A 17,432-nucleotide genomic window follows, 5' to 3' on the forward strand; every position below is an offset into this window, starting at 1 on the left:
AGATTGAATTTTCTCGAAAAATTCCGGCATCCTGATAATATCGGCATGTTTCGAACTGTTGCGGATGGAGTCAAACGCATGTCACGCAGAATCAAGTCGGCCCTGGCCCTGTTGGCGGGCAATGCCATCGGTCTGTTGCTGGCCAGCCTGTTGCTGACCGGCTTTTCGATCAAACCGGTGTCCTTCATCGTGGTGGTGATCGTGTTCACCCTGGTTCAGGTCGTGGCCGAGCCATTGATCCTAAAGATCGGGGAAAAGAACGTGCCGGCGCTGAAGGGCGGCATCGCGCTGGTGGTCACCTTCGTGGGCCTGCTGATCACCGATCTGGTCGCCGCAGGGCTGACCGTGGGCGGTATCTCGAACCTGCTGGCGGCGACGCTGCTGGTGTGGCTGGGCGCCTTGATCGCGGGGGTTCTGCTGCCGATCTATGTGTTCACCGAACTGCGCGAGCCCAAGAAATAGGGCTCAGGCCAGCGCATTCAGGCTGTCGTTCAGAGCCTGCCACAGCTCGTCCACCGGCTCGCACCCGACTGAAAGTCGCACGAATCCGGGATCGACCTGATCCCCCCAACGCGCGCGCCGCTCGGCCGAACTGTGCACGCCGCCAAAGGACGTGGCCGGGCGCAGCAGCGGGCAATTGTTGATGAACCCTTCGGCCTGGTCTTCGGAGGCCAGCGTAATCGTCAGCAGAAAGCCGAACCGCGTGCTTTGTTTGCAGGCCAGATCATGGGACGGGTCTGAGGGCAGGCCGGGATAGCGGATCTGTGTGACCGCCGGATGATCGGCCAGCCGTTCGGCCAGAAGCTGCGCCGAGCTGCACATGCGGTCGAACCGGACATCCAGCGTCTCCAGCCCGCGATGCAGCAGCCAGGCCTCATGCGGTCCGGGAATCGCGCCCGAAACACGGCGCCATTCCTCGACCCGTTCCATGATCTGGGCATCGCGGCTGGCCACGTGGCCCATCAGCAGGTCGGAATGCCCGCCCATCGCCTTGGTGTCCGAGGCGACGACGATGTCGATGCCCAGGTCCAGCGGGCGTTGTCCCAGTGGGGTCAGCGTCGTGTTGTCGGCGATGGTGATGCCACCCGCGGCGCGCACGTCGCGGGCAACCTGCGCCAGGTCGATCATGTCGAGCCCTGGGTTGGACGGGCTTTCGACGAAAACTACATCGAATCCGTCGAACCCGCCCTGCGCGAATGCGGTCGTGGGGCGCTCTTCGACCGACACGCCCAGCGGGGCGAGGAACCGGTCGGCCAGCAGACGGGTGACATAATACCCATCCGACGGGATCAGGATGCGCGACCCCGCCCGCACGGTGGCGAACAGCGCGGCCGATATCGCGCCCATGCCGGACGGAAAGATCAGGCAGGGTGCGTCTTCGAGATGCGCCAGCACATGCTCGACCTGCGTCCAGGTCGGGTTGTCCACACGGCCATAGGTCGGGTGCCCGTCCGGCGCGCCGGGCAGGTGGAACATGCTGCTTTGGGTCAGCGGCAGCGCCACCGGTTCGCCTTTGCTCAGGGCATTGCCGCGCAGATGCAGCATCTCACCGGTCTTGGAGGTGCGCGCCATCGCTCAACGCCCCGGTATGTCGTCGCGCGGCGGGACGGGCTCCCAGCGCTCGATAATGTCGACCGCCTCCTGCGCGGTATCGACAAAGCGGAACAGGTCCAGATCCTCTTCGGAAATGGTCCCGGCATCGGCCAGCGCTTCCCAATTGATCACCCGCTCCCAGAACTCGCGCCCGAACAGCAGGAACGGCACGCGCTCCATCCGGCCGGTCTGGATCAGGGTGAGGGATTCGAACAACTCATCCATCGTGCCGAACCCGCCGGGGAAGATGGTGATCGCGCGGGCGCGCATCAGGAAATGCATCTTGCGTATGGCGAAATAGTGGAAATTGAAGCTAAGCTCAGGGGTGACATAGGCATTGGGCGCCTGCTCGTGTGGCAGCACGATGTTCAGCCCGATCGAGCAGCCTCCGGCATCTTTTGCACCGCGATTTCCAGCCTCCATCACGCCGGGGCCACCGCCGGTGACGATGACGTTCTCACGGCAACCGCTCTGCTTGGATTTCTCGGTCATCAGCCGGGCGAATTCGCGCGCCTCGTCGTAGTATTGCGACAGACCGGCCAGCGTGGCCGTCCGGGCGCTGTCCTTTTTGGCCGGTTCCGGGATTCGCGCGCCGCCGAACATCACGATGGTCGACGTGATCTGGCGTTCGGCCATGATCATTTCGGGCTTCAGCAGTTCCAGTTGCAGACGCACGGGCCGCAGTTCCTCGCGGCACAGGAAATCGTCATCGGCAAAGGCCAGCCGGTACGAGGGCGAGCGTGTCTGCGGCGTGTCGGGGACTTCGCTTGCGGTCGAGCGGTCGGTATGCGCATCGCGGAAAGGGCTGAGGCGGTCTTCTCTCATTGCTGGGGGTTCCCTGCTTGCGTGTTTTTCAAACAGCTATAGGGTTCGCGGGCAGAGTGCCAGTCACGGAAAGACGAGAATGGATTGGAAGACTGAAATTTCGGCCGCAGCCGAACGCATCAATGGCCACGCGCAGGTGACACCGGTCATGACAAGCGACGCGCTGGGACTGGCGCAGCCGGTCGAGATGAAGCTGGAGCATTTTCAGCACACCGGTAGTTTTAAGGCGCGCGGCGCCTTCAATACCCTGCTGAGCACGGATGTGCCCGCGGCCGGAGTGGTGGCGGCATCGGGCGGGAATCACGGTGCGGCCGCGGCCTATGCGGCGCGAGCGCTGGGCCATCCGGCCAAGATCTTCGTGCCCGAGATGGCCGGCCCGTCCAAAATCGCCCTGATCGAACGGATCGGTGCCGATCTGAGCGTTGTGCCGGGCGAATATGCCAATGCCCTGACAATGGCGCGCGGCCACGAGGCCCGCACGGGTGCGATGCAGATCCATGCCTATGACGCGCCAGCAACGGTGGCCGGGCAGGGCACCTGTTTCGCCGAATGGGACAGCCAGGGTTTGCAGGCCGATACCGTATTGGTGGCAGTGGGCGGCGGCGGGCTGATCGCGGGCGCGTTGGCCTGGTTTCAGGGCGCGCGCAAGGTCGTTGCGGTCGAGCCGGAAACCTCATGTGCCTTGAACGCGGCGTTGCAGGCCGGAGCGCCCGTGGATGTGTCCGTTTCCGGCATTGCCGCCAACGCGTTGGGTGCGCGGCGGATCGGCGACATCTGTTTCGGGCTGGCGCAGGGGATGACGTCGGTGCTGGTCAGCGATGACGCCATCGCCGAAGCGCAGCAGCGCCTGTGGCAGGCGCACCGCATTCTGGTCGAACCAGCGGGCGCGACGGCCCTGGCGGCTCTGACCTCGGGCGTCTACACGCCGGAACCGGGCGAACGGGTCGCGGTTCTGGTCTGCGGGGGCAATATCGCACCTGACCCTCTGACCGTCTGAATTTGCGCCTTGAGGGCCGGGCCTTGGGATTATAGATAAAATTCCATGACCGCCACGATTGCAGATTCCATCTATGACCGGCTCAGCCAGCGCATCATCACGGGCGAGCTGCCTGCGGGTGAGAAACTGCGGCAGGACCACATCGCGCGGGCGTTCGACACCAGCCATGTCCCGGTGCGCGAGGCGCTGTTGCGGCTCCAGGCGCATGGTCTGGCTCACAGCGAACCACGGCGCGGCATGCGCGTCACCGCGTTGGACCCGGCCGAGGTGCGCGAGGTAATCGAGATGCGCGTGGCCCTGGAATCGCTGGCCTTGCAACATGCGATCCAGAATTTGACACCAGCGGATCTCAAGGCGGCCGACAAGGCCCGCATCGCCTGCGACGAGGCGCAGGACATGCCCACATGGGAAACCCGAAACCGCGCCTTTCATCGGGCGATCCTGACACCCTGCGCGCGGCCGCGCCTGTTGCATACGATCGACGATCTGCATATCGCCAGCGCCCGCCATCTATTCGCCCATTGGCGTCACCGCTGGGTCCAGCGGAAAGACACCGACCACGCCGCCATCGTGCAGGCGATGAAGCGCCGCGATACCGCCACGGCCACAGCGATTCTGGTGCGCCATATCCGCCGCGCCAGCTGAGACCGACGGGTTTTGGCACCGGGTGGCCGCAAATGGCCCCGCCAACGTCGCATTGCGCATTGGCCCCGGCTTTCATATAGGCAACACCAACCAAACGAGAGTCAGCACGGAGTTACCCCATGTCCAACGCCCAACTGGAAACCGCCATCGAGGCCGCATGGGAGGCCCGCGACACGATCACGCCCGCCACCACCGGCGAACAGCGCGAAGCGATCGAGGACACGCTGAACGCGCTGGACAGCGGCGCTCTGCGAGTCGCGGAGAAGCAGGCCGATGGCAGCTGGCATGTGAACCAGTGGGCCAAGAAGGCGGTCTTGCTGGGCTTTCGCATCAAAGACATGGAAATCCAGTCCGGCGGCCCGCAGGACGGCGGCTGGTGGGACAAGGTCGACAGCAAGTTCGTCGGCTGGGGTGAGAACCAGTGGCGCGCGGCCGGTTTCCGTGCGGTGCCCAACTGCGTGGTGCGCAAGTCGGCCTATATCGCGCCGGGCGTGGTACTGATGCCGTCTTTCGTGAACCTCGGCGCCTATGTGGACGAAGGCACCATGGTCGATACCTGGGCCACGGTCGGGTCCTGCGCGCAGATCGGCAAGAACGTGCACCTGTCGGGCGGCGTCGGCATCGGCGGCGTGCTGGAACCCATGCAGGCCGGTCCGACCATCATCGAAGACAACTGCTTCATCGGTGCCCGCTCCGAGGTGGTCGAGGGCTGCATCATCCGGGAAGGCTCGGTTCTGGGTATGGGCGTCTACATCGGCCAGTCCACCAAGATCGTCGACCGCGAGTCGGGCGAGGTCTTCTATGGCGAGGTGCCGCCTTATTCGGTGGTGGTCTCCGGTTCGATGCCGTCGAAGAACGGGATCAACCTGTACTGCGCGGTGATCGTGAAGCGGGTGGATGAAAAGACCCGCTCGAAGACCGGGATCAACGAGCTGCTGCGCGATTGATCGCAGACATCATTCAACGTCTCAAAGGTCGCGGCTCTGGTCCGCGGCCTTTTTCGTTGGGCAGTGTCCGACCTATCCCGTCTTGTAGTCGGCGAGATCCTCGGGCGCGTGCAGCAGGGTGCCTTCGTATTTCGGCAAGTCATCGCGCAGATCCAGCCAGGGCAGCTTGCTTTGATAGTTGACGTGAAAGGTTGGCGCAAAGTCGGAAGGGTCTTCCAGCGAGGCCGCGTACAGGTGCATCCCGCCCTCATAGTGGCCGGCCTCGAACCCCATCGGAGAGCCACACGTGGCGCAGAAATGCCGCTGGACGCCTTTCGAACTGGCGTAAGTACGCGGTGTTGCACCGGTCCATCGGAAATTGCGCAAGGGTACGCCCAACCACGCGACCACGGGCGCGGCGCAATTGCGGCGGCAATCGTCACAATGGCAATAGCAGCTCCAGGTTTCGGCGCCCTCAAACTCCCAGCGGGTTTCACCGCACAGGCAGCGGCCGCGTTTGGTCATGATGTCCTCCGTCGTTTTTCGGGACCAGTCTGACCGGACGGTGGGCTTGAGCGCGTCAAAAAACGACACGGCATCCGGGAACCGCGTCCAGCTGCAATGCTTGACCATCTACCGCCCCCCGGCTAAGGCCCACGGCATGGAAAAGCAAAAGAAACCCTCGCGCCAGCAGGTCTATACTCTGTTGGTCCAGATTGGCCGCAAGGATGGCGACGGCCTGCCCGAAGGCGCCACCGGCGCGGCGCTGATGTGCTATGCCAGCGGCGTGGACGAGGCCGAGGCCGTGCGCGAAACCGTGGCCATTCTCAAGCAGGCCGATACGGCTCCGCTGGACGTGACCGGCTATGGCACCCTGGCCGAACGCGAGGCGCAGGGGCATGAGATCGACCCCGACGAACGCGCTCTGATGCAGAGGGCGCTTGAGGAAAACGCGGTTATTGTTGCGCAGATGACGCCCTTCTTCGGCGACAAGCCCGAAGGCGCCTAGCGGCGCGTGCCGAACCACTTGCGATAGATCTGGTCATAGGTGCCATCTTCCCGGAGGCCCAGAAGCGCCTGGTTCACATCCTCGACCAGAGGTGACCCGGTCGGGAAGACCATGCCATAGTTTTCGCGCAGGAAGACGCCGCCGGTCATCGCTGCAATCTTGCGGCCTTCATGTGCAGCGAAATACGACAGGATCGGTGCGTCGAACACGACGGCATCCAGGTCCCCATCCCTGAACGCAGTCAACATGCTATCCAGGTCTTCGTACCCGGTGAATTCGACCTCGCGCCGGTTCAGGAAACTGGCTGCGGTCGAACCCGAGATTGTCCCGACCTGTTTGCCGTACAGATCGTTGACCGAGTTGATGTTGCTGGTGATCGCATCCACCGTCATGACAGAGGTGATCCGCGCGGTGAAAACCGACACGATGAACAGCGAGGATACGACCAAGATCACACCCAGAACTCGCCCGAACGGGGTCCGGGGCATCCGCTCTTCAAATCCGCCATTGACCACCAGATTCAATGCCCACCAGAAGGATGGGAACCAGGCCTCGTTCAGGTCGCGGTCGAAATATGGTTGGGACCGGCGTTCGAATCCCCACATCAGCATGCCGCCACCCAGCAGGATGGCAAAGGCCAGCCCGATGGCGATGAACAGTTCGCGCGACAGCAGCGCCTGCATCAGGGACGGACTGCGCGCCGCGTCTGATGGTACCATGATCTGAAGGCCAGCCTCGAAAATCGGCTGGCTGAAATCCATCCGGGCTTCACGGCCTGCGGTGATCGAAATGTTCGCGATGGCCATGTCGGCGTCGCGGTTTTCGACCGCTGACAGCATGTCCCCGAATGCGTCGACACGAACGACCGTGTATTCCCAGCCCAGTTCTTCAGCCAGCGCGGCCAGCAGGTCCATAGAGAAGCCGGTGTCCTCGCCCTCGTCCACATACGAGAACGGAGGACGCTCCACCGTCGTGACCGTCAGGGTTTCGGCTTGACTGTGTTGTGCAAAGACCGCGTAGGTCAGGCAGATCAATGCGAAAAGGGCGCGCGTCATGGCTGGTTCACCTGTTTCGCGGCGCTCTAGCGCAATTTGCCATGGCGCGGCAAGGTCGTCGCGAGGTCATCGACCGGGATTTCTTTTGGCCGTTTTTTCAGGCTGGGCGACCGGAAAACCGCCGATCGGGGTTGGCATTGCGGCCAATTCGTTGAATCTGTGCGTGAACCCACATCCTGCCGACCCTGCGAGGCCCCTGAATGACTGACCCTGTCCAGTTGACCGCAGACCTGATCCGTTGCCCCTCGGTCACACCCGAGGAGGGCGGGGCGCTGGTTCTGCTGGAAGATATCCTGACGCGGGCCGGTTTCACCTGCACGAGGGTGGACCGCGGCGGCGTCTGCAACCTGTTTGCCCGGTGGGGCGACAAGGGGCATGCGCGCAGCTTCGGGTTCAACGGCCATACCGACGTGGTGCCGGTGGGCGACGAGGCCGCATGGACCCGCCCGCCTTTCGGCGCGGAAATCCATGATGGCATTCTGTACGGCCGGGGCGCGACCGACATGAAATCGGGGGTGGCGGCCTTTGTCGCGGCCGCGGTGGATTTCGTGCGCGACACCCCGCCCGACGGGGCGATCATCCTGACCGTCACGGGGGACGAGGAAGGCGATGCGGTGGACGGCACCACCGCGCTGCTGGACTACATGCAGGCGCGGGACGAGCGGATGTCGGTCTGTCTGGTGGGCGAGCCGACCTGCCCCAACGAGATGGGCGAGATGATGAAGATCGGCCGGCGCGGGTCGATGACCGCGTGGTTCGAAGTGACGGGCGTGCAGGGCCATTCGGCCTATCCGCATCGCGCCAGGAACCCGCTGCCCGCGCTGGCGCGCCTGATGGACCGGCTGGCCAGTCACGAGCTGGATCGGGGGACGGATCATTTCGACGCTTCGACCCTGGCCGTGGTCACGATGGACACCGGCAACGCGGCCACCAACGTCATTCCGGCCCAGTGCCGTGGGGCGGTGAACATCCGGTTCAACGACCTGCATTCGGGCGCCAGCCTCAGCGACTGGCTGAAGGCGCAGGCGGCCGACGTGGCGGCCGAGTTCGGCGTGCAGATCGATACGCGGATCAAAGTTTCGGGCGAAAGCTTTCTGACCCCTCCGGGGCCGCTGTCGGATCTGGTCGCCCGGGCCGTCGAGGCCGAGACCGGCCGTCGGCCCGAGCTGTCCACCACCGGGGGCACCTCGGACGCGCGGTTCATCAAGGACCACTGCCCCGTGGTCGAGTTCGGCCTGGTCGGACGCACCATGCACCAGGTGGACGAATCTGTCCCGGTCGAGCAGATCCGCCAGCTCAAGGCGATCTATGCCCGGATCCTGGCCGACTATTTCGCCTGAGTGATTGATGCGCCCGGCCACTTTTTGGTCATGACGCGGTCGTATCGGCGTGCTAGGCGGAAATCATGAAACGCATACCGACCAAGCAGGAGATCCTCGACTGGATCTCGGCGAACCCCACGCTCACCTCGAAACGCGACATTGCCAAGGCCTTTGGCATCAAGGGCGCGGACCGGATCGACCTGAAACGGATCCTCAAAGAGCTTGAGGCCGAGGGCCATCTGGAAAAGCGCAAGCGCAGCTATCGCGACCCGGACCGCCTGCCGCCGGTCAGCGTGCTGCAGGTCAAGGCCCCGAACGCCGATGGCGACCTGTTCGCGCGGCCGCTGGAATGGCATGGCGAAGGCGTCGAGCCGATCGTGCTGATCATTCCGCGTGCCAGCGACCCGGCGCTGGGTGAAGGTGACCGCATCCTTGCCCGCCTGACCCAGGTGCATGAAGAAGACCACAATTACGAGGCCCGCCTGATCCGCCGCATTGGCGCCAATCCACGCCGGGTCGTGGGGATTTTCCGCAAGGGCGCCGAGGGCGGGCGGATCGTGCCCATCGACAAGGCCGGATCGACCGAATGGCTGGTGGCCGAAGACGCGGCATTGGGCGCCAAGGATGGCGAATTGGTCGAGGCCGAGCAGGCGGGGCCGAAAAATCGTATGGGGCTGCCGCGTGCGCGTATCGTGGAACGGTTGGGCGATCCGTCCGCGCCCAAGGCGGTGTCGCTGATCGCGATCCACCAGCACGGCATCCCGGATGGTTTTCCCGATGACGTGATCGCCGAGGCCGACCGGGCCAAGCCCGTCGGGCTGAAAGGGCGGGAGGATCTGCGGGACATCCCTCTGCTGACCATCGACCCATCGGACGCGCGCGACCATGACGACGCCTGTTATGCCCATGCCGATGACGACCCGAAAAACCCGGGCGGTCATGTGATCTGGGTCGCCATTGCCGATGTGGCCGCCTATGTGCGCCCCGGCAGCGCGCTGGACCGCGAGGCGCGCAAGCGGGGCAATTCAACCTATTTCCCTGACCGCGTGGTGCCGATGCTGCCCGACCGTCTGTCGGGCGATCTGTGTTCGCTGCACGAAGGCGTGCCGCGCGCCTGTATCGCGGTGCGGATGCGGATCGATGCAAACGGCAACAAGATCGACCACCGCTTTGTGCGGGGGCTGATGCGCTCGGCCGCGTCTCTGCATTATGCCGAGGTGCAGGAGGCTATCGACGGCACCCCCAATGACCGGACCGGCCCGCTGCTGGAGAGCGTTCTGAAGCCGCTCTATGCCGCATATGGCGCGCTGAAGACGGCCCGCAACGAACGCCAGCCGCTGGACCTGGACCTGCCTGAACGCAAGATCGTGCTGAACGACAAGGGCGAGGTCGAAAGCGTGGCCTTCCGCGAACGGCTGGATGCGCACCGGCTGATCGAGGAATTCATGATTCTGGCCAACGTGGCCGCGGCCGAGACGCTGATCGCCAAGCGCAGCCCGCTTCTGTTCCGGGTGCACGAGGAACCCGCGCCCGAAAAGCTGGAAAGCCTGCGCGAGACGGCGCAGGCCGCCGGACTGAATCTGGCCAAGGGGCAGGTGCTGCAGACCCGTCACCTGAACGCGCTGTTGAATGCCGCCGCCGGCACCGAGGATGCCGAGCTGATCAATCTCAGCACCTTGCGGTCGATGGCGCAGGCCTATTACAGCCCGGAAAATTTCGGGCATTTCGGGCTGGCGCTGCGCAACTACGCGCATTTCACCTCGCCCATCCGTCGCTATGCCGACCTGATCGTGCACCGGGCGCTGATCTCGGCCCATGGCTGGGGCAAGGACGGGCTAACCGCCGACGAGATCGAGCGTCTGGAGGAGACCGCCACCCACATCTCGGACACCGAGCGCCGCTCGATGATGGCCGAGCGCGACACGACCGACCGCTATCTGGCGGCCTATCTGAGCGAGCGCGTCGGCAACGAGTTCACCGGCCGCATCAGCGGCATCGCCCGGTTCGGGGCCTTTGTCAAACTGGACGAAACCGGGGCCGACGGGCTGGTGCCGGTGCGGTCACTGGGGCGCGAGTTTTTCCACTTCGACGCCGAGGCTGGCACCCTGATGGGAGCCGATACCGGCCTGACCATCGCCATCGGCCAGCGCGTCACCGTGCGCCTGACCGAGGCCACGCCGGTAACTGGCGGGCTGGAGTTGGAGCTGCTGTCGATCGAAGATCAGGCCATGCCGCGCGGCGGCGGTCGTGGCAAGTCGGGTCGTCCGACACGGCGCAAGGCGGTCAGCACCAAGCGCAAGAAGGACAAGATCAAGCGCAAGGTCGAGCGCAAGCGCCGTCAGCGGTGATAGGTCAACGCCCGGGCGATCAGCCATCCATGCCGGACGGGGTCGATCTGTCCGACCTCGTCGAACAGGATGGCGCGATTGCCGTCAATCCTGTCAGCGCCGGGAAAGGCCGAGGTAAACTCACCGATAAGCCGGGTCTGGCAGTGGACAAACAGGGCAAACCGGGCGGACGTGTGTCCACCCAGCCTGATGGTTGTACCCTTGGGGCTCAGATAGGCCGGCTGGCCCCATCGCAGAGCCTCGGTCACCGAAACCGCCGGCTGAAGTTCCTGCGCGGTGGCGAAGACCAGATCGCGCAAATCCAGGGCGCCGCTTCTGGTGTCCGCGGCGAATGCTTCGTAGGCAGACGCCACGTTTGGGTCATCGAAAGGTCTCATGGCAGGGGGATCGCCTGTTCCATCCGGTCAACATAACTGTTCAGCAGGGTATCCTGTTTGATGCGCCGGGTCAGCCGGGTATCGGCCGGAGTGGCCCGCATCGCAGCCAGCATCGGGCCGACGCTGAGGTCGGCCGAAGTGGGGTGATCCCCCAAAAGATACGGGGCCTGCCACAGATAGGCTGAGATCGCCTCGAGGTCGCGTTCGACCCGTGCCATCCGTTCGGCCTCGGAGAAGCGTCCGATCCCTTGCGACCGAAGGCCTTTCAAGACCGATTTACGGACCGAGTTCGAGATCGGGCGTCGGACGATTCGGGGAATCTCATAGAAGAAGGTGTCGCGCAGAACTGGCCAAACCTCGTCGTTGGCCCAGCGGTCCATGACAATCTGGAAATACAGATGTTCCTCGGCCATGCGGATCAACGCGCGGGACTGGCCCTTTTGCACATCGCTCAAGCCACGGTCGAATTCGGCGCCCTGCGCTTCCAGCCAGTCGCGAATCTGGTCGCTGTCCGGCACCAGGCGTTCGGGTGTGCGCAAAACCGGCAACTTGCTGTGCGGCATCTGACGCGGATCAACCATGTCCGAGCGGCGCCAATGCAGCCCGGCCAGCTGCAGCATATAGGCGGTTTTGACGCAAAAGGGGCTGGCGCTGAAAAGTCCGAAAGCGGAAGGGTAGGTAAGAAGGGTCAACATAATTGGGCTCCGAAATTGGGGTGCCGCCGGTCTAACGCGGGCTAATGACAGTTTCTGTCATTAGGTTTAGATTGAATGACATCATGTCCCGAACCGCCCGACTGTTCCAATTGATGCAGGCCCTGCGGTCTGGCCCGTCGCCCAAGACCTCGGCGCAGTTGGCGCAGGATCTGGGGGTTTCGGCCCGCACGGTGCATCGCGACATCGACGCCCTGCGTGGTCTCGGTGCAGTCATTGATGGCGAGGCCGGGTTCGGGTTTACCCTGATCGAAGACGCGACACTGCCGCCACTGGGATTCACCGATGACGAGTTGGAGGCGCTGGTTCTTGGCCTGCGCGAGGTACAACTGATCGGAGACCCGGCTCTGTCGGACGCCGCCGGCGCGGCACTACGCAAATTGCAGGGCCGGTTGCCCCACCGCCAATCCCACCGCCTAAGCCACGCAGTCCTGACCGCCACCCGGTTCGACCGTCCCGCCGCACCCAGCATAGAAGTTGCCGACCTGCGGCAGGCGACGTGGGACGAGCGTGTGGTCGAGTTCGACTATACCGATGCGAAAGGTGACGACACGCAGCGCCGCGTGAGCCCACTGAGCATCGTGTACATGGATCATGCCAGCGTACTGCTCAGCTGGTGCCATCTGAGGCGGGATTTTCGCGTGTTTCGGTTGGACCGGATGCGCGCAATGTCCGTCACCCAGGACAGTTTCCGCCCCAACCGTGTGCCATTGCTGCGCGACGCGCTGGCCAAGATCCGGGCCGAGCGCGAAGCAAAAGATCAAGAGAGCCAGTCCTGAGCGCTTTGTGATTTGCGCAATCTGGGGTACCCTGTCTGCGAGCAGTAATCAGGAAAACCTGAATCATGAAATATGTGTGTGGCTTTGTGGCCGCCGCATTTTGGGCATCCATCTTGCAGGCGGAGACTTCGAATACAACCAAACGACCACAGATCAGACCGGCGCTGGATTCGATCCAGTTGGCGTCGGCCGATCTGACGGTTTCGATCCGGCCGGTGCCAAGGCCGACCACCGGCATGCACCGGGTGGTCGTCGAAGGCAACACCAGCTTCGAGACCTGGTTGAACGCCTTCCGGCACCGGGCCGTTGCGGCAGGTATCCGGCCACAGGTCCTGGACCAGTCATTGTCCGGCCTGACCTATGACACTGACGCCATCAAGCGTGATCGCAGTCAGGCCGAGTTCTCGAAACCGATCTGGGAGTATCTGGATTCGGCCGTGTCAGACCTGCGCATCGCGAATGGGCGCAAGGCGCTGGTGCAGTACAAGGATACGCTGGACCGGATCGAAGCCCGGTACGGGGTCGAAAAAGAGGTGGTGGTTGCGGTCTGGGGGCTGGAAACGTCCTACGGCACGTATCGGGGCAGCAGCCAGACGATCCGGTCGCTTGCAACGCTGGCCCATGACGGGCGACGTGCGCAGTTTTTCGAATCGCAGTTGCTGGCGGCATTGCAAATCGTGCAGGCCGGCGACATCACTTCGGACCGAATGACGGGCAGTTGGGCGGGCGCCATGGGGCACACGCAATTCATGCCAACCTCATACCTCGAGCATGCGGTTGACTTCGACGGCGACGGACGCCGCGATATCTGGTCGGACGATCCTACGGATGCGCTTGCGTCTGCTGCCGCCTACCTTGCCAAGTTCGGGTGGACCAAAGGTCAGCCCTGGGCGGTCGAGGTGCGTTTGCCGAAAGGTTTCGACTATGCCAGCGCCAGTCGGGACGTTAGTCTGCTGCCCTCGGAATGGGCCGCACGCGGCGTCCGCGCTGCAAACGGCGGTGGCATCGCAGATTTTGGACCCGCCTCGATCCTGCTGCCGGCCGGCAGCGGTGGCGTGGCCTTGATGATCTTTGACAATTTCAGCGTGATTGAGCGCTACAACGGCGCCGATGCCTATGTGATCGGCATCGGCCACCTGTCAGACCGGCTGGCCGGGCAAGGCCCGTTCCGCGCAAGCTGGCCGCGCGGCGAACGGGTGCTGAGCTTTGCCGAACGCAAGGAACTGCAACTGCGCCTGACCCTGGCCGGGTTCGACACGCAGGCCATCGACGGGCGGATCGGTCCGAACACCATCAATGCGCTGCGGGCCTATCAGATGGCGCGTGGTCTTTTGCCGGATGGGTACGCAACCGTGCAATTGCTGGAACGGATGCGTTGAACGAAAAAGGGCGGCCCTGCCGGACCGCCCATTTCCGATATTTTCCTGAATTCACGAGGCCGCTTTCATCAAGCCTTGGGCGATGATCTCGGCCTGCGCCTCGTCCAGCGACTTGTAGATGCGCACGAACATCTCGTCGATATCGGCCGGGGTCAGGATCAGCGGCGGCGAGATGATCATCCGGTCGCCCACATGGCGCATGATCAGGTTGTTGGCAAAGCAGCGATCGCGGCAGATGTACCCGACCGTGCCCGGATCGGAGGCGAACTTGGCCCGGCTGGCCTTGTCCGGCGTCAGCGCGATCGAGGCCATCATGCCCACGATCTTGGCTTCGCCGACCAGAGGGTGCTCGACCAGCGCCTCCCATTTCTGTTTCAGATAGGGGGCGGCGACATCGCGCACATGCTCGACGATCTTTTCCTCTTCCAGAATGCGCAGGTTTTCCAGCGCAACGGCCGCCGCGACCGGGTGACCCGAATAGGTATAGCCGTGGTTGAACTCGGTCCCGCCGATCACCTCGGCGATCTCGTCATTGACGATCGAGCCACCGATGGGCGTATAACCCGAGCTGAGCCCCTTGGCGATGGTCATAATGTGCGGGCGGATGTTCATGGTCTGCGAGCCGAACCAGTTGCCGGTGCGACCAAAGCCGCAGATCACCTCGTCGGCGATCAGCAGGATGTCGTACTTGTCGCAGATTCGCTGGATTTCCGGCCAGTAGGTGTCGGGCGCGACGATTACGCCGCCCGCCCCCTGGACCGGCTCGGCGATGAAGGCCGCGACGCGGTCTTCGCCCAGTTCCAAGATCGCCTCTTCCAGCTCGCGTGCACGGGCCAGGCCGAACTCCTCGGGGGTCATGTCGCCGCCCTCGGCCCACCAGTTGGGCTGGTTGATGTGGTGGATGTTCGGGATCGGGATGCCGCCCTGCGCGTGCATGCCGGCCATGCCGCCCAGCGAGGCCGACCCCACACTTGACCCGTGATAGGCGTTGTGGCGGCTGATGATGATGTTCTTGTTCGGATGGCCCTTTTCCGCCCAATAGGTGCGGACCAGACGGATGTTGGTGTCATTGGCCTCGGACCCGCCGGCGGCGAAGAAGACATGGTTCAGGTCACCCGGCGCCAACTCGGCCAGTTTCGCCGCCAGCGCGATGGCAGGGACATGGGTCGTTTTGAAGAAGGTGTTGTAGTAGGGCAGTTCGCGCATCTGACGCGCCGCCACTTCGGCCAGTTCGTCGCGGCCATAGCCGACGTTCACGCACCACAGACCGGCCATGGCATCCAGGATCTCTTCGCCCTCGCTGTCGGTCAGATAAACGCCTTTGGCACGGGTGATGACGCGTGCGCCCTCCTTGCCCAGTGCGCCGTTGGCCGAAAATGGGTGAAGGTGATGCGCCGCGTCCAGAGCCTGCAATTCGGCGGTCGGCATGTGGTTGGTGATGGTCGACATCGGTCTCTACTCCTGAAACAGCGGTTGCCGTCACAATATGATCAAATTTTTTCCTGTCAATCGAATCGCGCTGACCTATTCGGTCGCCAGCGCCTCGGCCATCAGTTCCATGCCCTGTTCGATATCCTGGGTCGTTGCTTTTGCGACTTTTTCAGCGTCGCTGGCGCGCAGGGCATCGATGATGTCCTTGTGCCGGTCCGGAAGGCTCTGGGTGCCGAAGCGCCCGCAGACGACGCGCAAGGACGGGCCGAATCGCAGCCACAGGCGCTCGGCCAGATCCTTTAGAATCGGCGCGCCGGCGTGGTCATAGAGTTTTTCGTGGAATGCGTGGTTCAGGCGAAGATAGCCGCCAACGTCCCCGTCGGCGATCGTGCGATCCAGCTGTTCGTCGATCTTTTCAAGCTGGTCGATATCTGCCGTGGTCATGTTGACTGCCGCGCGCCGGGAAAGCTCTGATTCTACGGCATTTCTGGCGAAAATCATCTGTTCTACGTCAGTTGCAGTCAGCAGGGGAACGCTGACCCGCCGGTTGCCCTGAAAGATCAGCGCACCGTCCGAGATCAGGCGCCGGATGGCCTCGCGCACCGGGGTCATGCCCACGCCCAGCGAATCGGTCAGGCCTTGGATCGTGACCGGTTGTCCCGGCACCAGATCGCCGAACATGATCTGCGACTTCAGTGTTTGGTACACCTGTTCATGTGCCGGTCGTTTTTCGGTCTGGGTCACTGCAGCAGATGCCTTATTTTTGATCAAATCCAATTGGTTCACCCCGATCCCAATGCTCCCGGCTTGTCAGGTTTCTTGCCCCGTGAAACCATACGACGTATCGAGGAAAAACGCAAAACTTGATCAAATCCAAAAAAACGGGAAAATGCCCGTACACTTGCAGGGAGAAGAAAATGAAAATCAAAACGCTGACGATGACGGCAATTGTCGCATTGGGGACGTCGGCCGCTGTTGCGGAAGAGGTGCGTGTATACAACTGGTCGGACTACATCGACGAGGAGTTGCTGAGCAAATTCCAGGAAGAGACGGGTCTGACCCTGATTTACGATGTGTTCGACAGCAACGAGGTTTTGGAAACCAAGATGCTGGCCGGGGGTTCCGGTTACGATGTGGTGGTGCCGTCGGGCACCTTCCTTCAGCGCCAGATCCAGGCTGGAGCCTTCCAGAAACTGGACATGTCCAAGCTGCCCAATGCAGTTAACCTCTGGGACGTGATCCAAGAGCGTACGGCAGGATATGACCCGGACAACGCCTATTCGATCAACTACATGTGGGGCACCACGGGGCTGGGCGTGAATGTCGACAAGGTCAAGGAAGTGCTGGGCGACGATGCGCCCTTGAACAGCATGGACCTGGTGCTGAAGCCCGAGAACATGGAAAAGCTGGCCGCATGCGGCGTCCATTTTCTGGATGCGCCGTCTGAGATTATTCCCATGGTACTCCAGTACATTGGCGAAGACCCGGACAGCCATGACACCGATGTGATCGCCAAGACCGAAGAAGTGCTGACGGGCGTGCGTCCCTACATCCAGAAGTTCCACAGCTCGGAATACATCAATGCGCTGGCCAATGGGGACATCTGCGTGGCCGTGGGCTGGTCGGGCGACATTCTGCAGGCCCGCGATCGGGCGGATGAGGCCGACAACGGTGTGACCATCGAATACCATCCGTTTGCCGAAGGCTCGCTGATGTGGTTCGACCAGATGGCCATTCCGGTGGATGCACCCAACCCGGACGGCGCGCATAAATTCCTGAACTTCATCCTGGATGCCAACAACATGGCGGCGGCGTCGAACTACGTCTACTACGCCAACGGCAACAAGGCGTCGCAGGAGTTTCTGGAAGAAGACGTGATCGGCGATCCGGCGATCTACCCGGATGATGCTACGATGCAGAACCTCTACATCACCACGCCTTACCCGGCCAAAACGCAGCGGGTCGTGACCCGTCTGTGGACCAAGATCAAATCGGGCACCTGATCCGAAATGATTGCGCAAGGCAGAATGGTT

Annotated in this window: 18 protein-coding genes; 10 read left to right on the top strand and 8 right to left on the bottom strand. The window is 63.0% G+C overall.

The window, feature by feature from the left end:
* Positions 1-78: 78 nt before the first annotated feature.
* Positions 79-462: a hypothetical protein gene (locus AC2FNZ_RS17010; protein ID WP_093964407.1), complete on the top strand. Its 384-nt coding sequence runs from the start codon at positions 79-81 to the stop codon at positions 460-462.
* Between the two features lie 3 nt (positions 463-465).
* Here AC2FNZ_RS17010 and AC2FNZ_RS17015 read toward each other — a convergent pair whose 3' ends face one another.
* Together AC2FNZ_RS17015 and AC2FNZ_RS17020 are read right to left on the bottom strand one after the other, a co-directional pair.
* Entirely contained in the window at positions 466-1,572 is a 1,107-nt protein-coding gene (locus tag AC2FNZ_RS17015; protein ID WP_496841348.1) for a cystathionine gamma-lyase, read from the bottom strand.
* A 3-nt stretch (positions 1,573-1,575) separates the two neighbouring features.
* Positions 1,576-2,418 carry an LOG family protein gene (locus AC2FNZ_RS17020; protein WP_496841349.1) on the bottom strand — a complete coding sequence of 281 codons (843 nt, stop codon included), beginning with the start codon at positions 2,416-2,418 and terminating at the stop codon, positions 1,576-1,578.
* A gap of 79 nt (positions 2,419-2,497) precedes the next feature.
* On the opposite strand from AC2FNZ_RS17020, the gene AC2FNZ_RS17025 reads away from it, so the two are divergent.
* From AC2FNZ_RS17025 to dapD, 3 genes are all read left to right on the top strand, one after another.
* Positions 2,498-3,415: a threonine/serine dehydratase gene (locus tag AC2FNZ_RS17025; RefSeq protein ID WP_496841350.1), complete on the top strand. Its 918-nt coding sequence runs from the start codon at positions 2,498-2,500 to the stop codon at positions 3,413-3,415.
* A gap of 45 nt (positions 3,416-3,460) precedes the next feature.
* Positions 3,461-4,060, top strand: coding sequence for a GntR family transcriptional regulator (locus AC2FNZ_RS17030; protein WP_093964210.1), 600 nt, complete (start codon positions 3,461-3,463; stop codon positions 4,058-4,060).
* A gap of 119 nt (positions 4,061-4,179) precedes the next feature.
* On the top strand, positions 4,180-5,007 hold the full coding sequence (dapD, locus tag AC2FNZ_RS17035; RefSeq protein ID WP_170341233.1) for a 2,3,4,5-tetrahydropyridine-2,6-dicarboxylate N-succinyltransferase: 828 nt from the start codon (positions 4,180-4,182) through the stop codon (positions 5,005-5,007).
* Between the two features lie 72 nt (positions 5,008-5,079).
* Here dapD and AC2FNZ_RS17040 read toward each other — a convergent pair whose 3' ends face one another.
* Positions 5,080-5,511, bottom strand: coding sequence for a GFA family protein (locus tag AC2FNZ_RS17040; protein WP_496841351.1), 432 nt, complete (start codon positions 5,509-5,511; stop codon positions 5,080-5,082).
* Between the two features lie 136 nt (positions 5,512-5,647).
* On the opposite strand from AC2FNZ_RS17040, the gene AC2FNZ_RS17045 reads away from it, so the two are divergent.
* A complete protein-coding gene (locus tag AC2FNZ_RS17045; RefSeq protein ID WP_093964213.1) occupies positions 5,648-5,995 on the top strand; it encodes a DUF8846 family protein in 348 nt (115 codons plus the stop codon).
* On the opposite strand, the gene AC2FNZ_RS17050 is transcribed toward AC2FNZ_RS17045, so the two are convergent.
* Complete coding sequence (locus AC2FNZ_RS17050) at positions 5,992-7,050, bottom strand: transporter substrate-binding domain-containing protein (protein WP_496841352.1); 1,059 nt, start codon at positions 7,048-7,050, stop codon at positions 5,992-5,994. The genes AC2FNZ_RS17045 and AC2FNZ_RS17050 overlap by 4 nt on opposite strands.
* Positions 7,051-7,250: 200 nt before the next feature.
* On the opposite strand from AC2FNZ_RS17050, the gene dapE reads away from it, so the two are divergent.
* On the top strand, positions 7,251-8,390 hold the full coding sequence (gene dapE, locus AC2FNZ_RS17055; RefSeq protein WP_496841353.1) for a succinyl-diaminopimelate desuccinylase: 1,140 nt from the start codon (positions 7,251-7,253) through the stop codon (positions 8,388-8,390).
* Between the two features lie 65 nt (positions 8,391-8,455).
* Positions 8,456-10,720 (top strand): ribonuclease R, encoded by a 2,265-nt coding sequence (gene rnr, locus AC2FNZ_RS17060; protein ID WP_496841354.1) that lies wholly within the window; start codon positions 8,456-8,458, stop codon positions 10,718-10,720.
* On the opposite strand, the gene AC2FNZ_RS17065 is transcribed toward rnr, so the two are convergent.
* Both AC2FNZ_RS17065 and AC2FNZ_RS17070 read right to left on the bottom strand, forming a co-directional pair.
* On the bottom strand, positions 10,711-11,097 hold the full coding sequence (locus AC2FNZ_RS17065; protein ID WP_093964217.1) for a DUF1801 domain-containing protein: 387 nt from the start codon (positions 11,095-11,097) through the stop codon (positions 10,711-10,713). The two genes, rnr and AC2FNZ_RS17065, sit on opposite strands and share 10 nt — an antisense overlap.
* Positions 11,094-11,792: a glutathione S-transferase family protein gene (locus tag AC2FNZ_RS17070; RefSeq protein WP_093964218.1), complete on the bottom strand. Its 699-nt coding sequence runs from the start codon at positions 11,790-11,792 to the stop codon at positions 11,094-11,096. The genes AC2FNZ_RS17065 and AC2FNZ_RS17070 overlap by 4 nt, the downstream gene beginning before the upstream one ends.
* An 83-nt stretch (positions 11,793-11,875) precedes the next feature.
* On the opposite strand from AC2FNZ_RS17070, the gene AC2FNZ_RS17075 reads away from it, so the two are divergent.
* On the top strand, positions 11,876-12,589 hold the full coding sequence (locus tag AC2FNZ_RS17075) for a helix-turn-helix transcriptional regulator (protein ID WP_170588555.1): 714 nt from the start codon (positions 11,876-11,878) through the stop codon (positions 12,587-12,589).
* A 65-nt stretch (positions 12,590-12,654) separates the two neighbouring features.
* Positions 12,655-13,968, top strand: coding sequence for a lytic murein transglycosylase (locus tag AC2FNZ_RS17080; RefSeq protein WP_496841355.1), 1,314 nt, complete (start codon positions 12,655-12,657; stop codon positions 13,966-13,968).
* A gap of 51 nt (positions 13,969-14,019) precedes the next feature.
* On the opposite strand, the gene AC2FNZ_RS17085 is transcribed toward AC2FNZ_RS17080, so the two are convergent.
* Positions 14,020-15,417, bottom strand: coding sequence for an aspartate aminotransferase family protein (locus AC2FNZ_RS17085; RefSeq protein WP_496841356.1), 1,398 nt, complete (start codon positions 15,415-15,417; stop codon positions 14,020-14,022).
* 75 nt (positions 15,418-15,492) lie between these two features.
* The gene (locus tag AC2FNZ_RS17090; RefSeq protein WP_093964408.1) at positions 15,493-16,176 is read right to left on the bottom strand and encodes a GntR family transcriptional regulator; all 684 of its coding nucleotides are present in this window, start codon (positions 16,174-16,176) and stop codon (positions 15,493-15,495) included.
* 140 nt (positions 16,177-16,316) lie between these two features.
* Between AC2FNZ_RS17090 and AC2FNZ_RS17095 the strand changes: the two genes are divergently transcribed.
* The gene (locus AC2FNZ_RS17095; protein ID WP_170588561.1) at positions 16,317-17,402 is read left to right on the top strand and encodes a polyamine ABC transporter substrate-binding protein; all 1,086 of its coding nucleotides are present in this window, start codon (positions 16,317-16,319) and stop codon (positions 17,400-17,402) included.
* Positions 17,403-17,432: the final 30 nt, after the last annotated feature.

The sequence above is a fragment of the Ruegeria sp. SAZA006 genome (genome assembly GCF_059613465.1).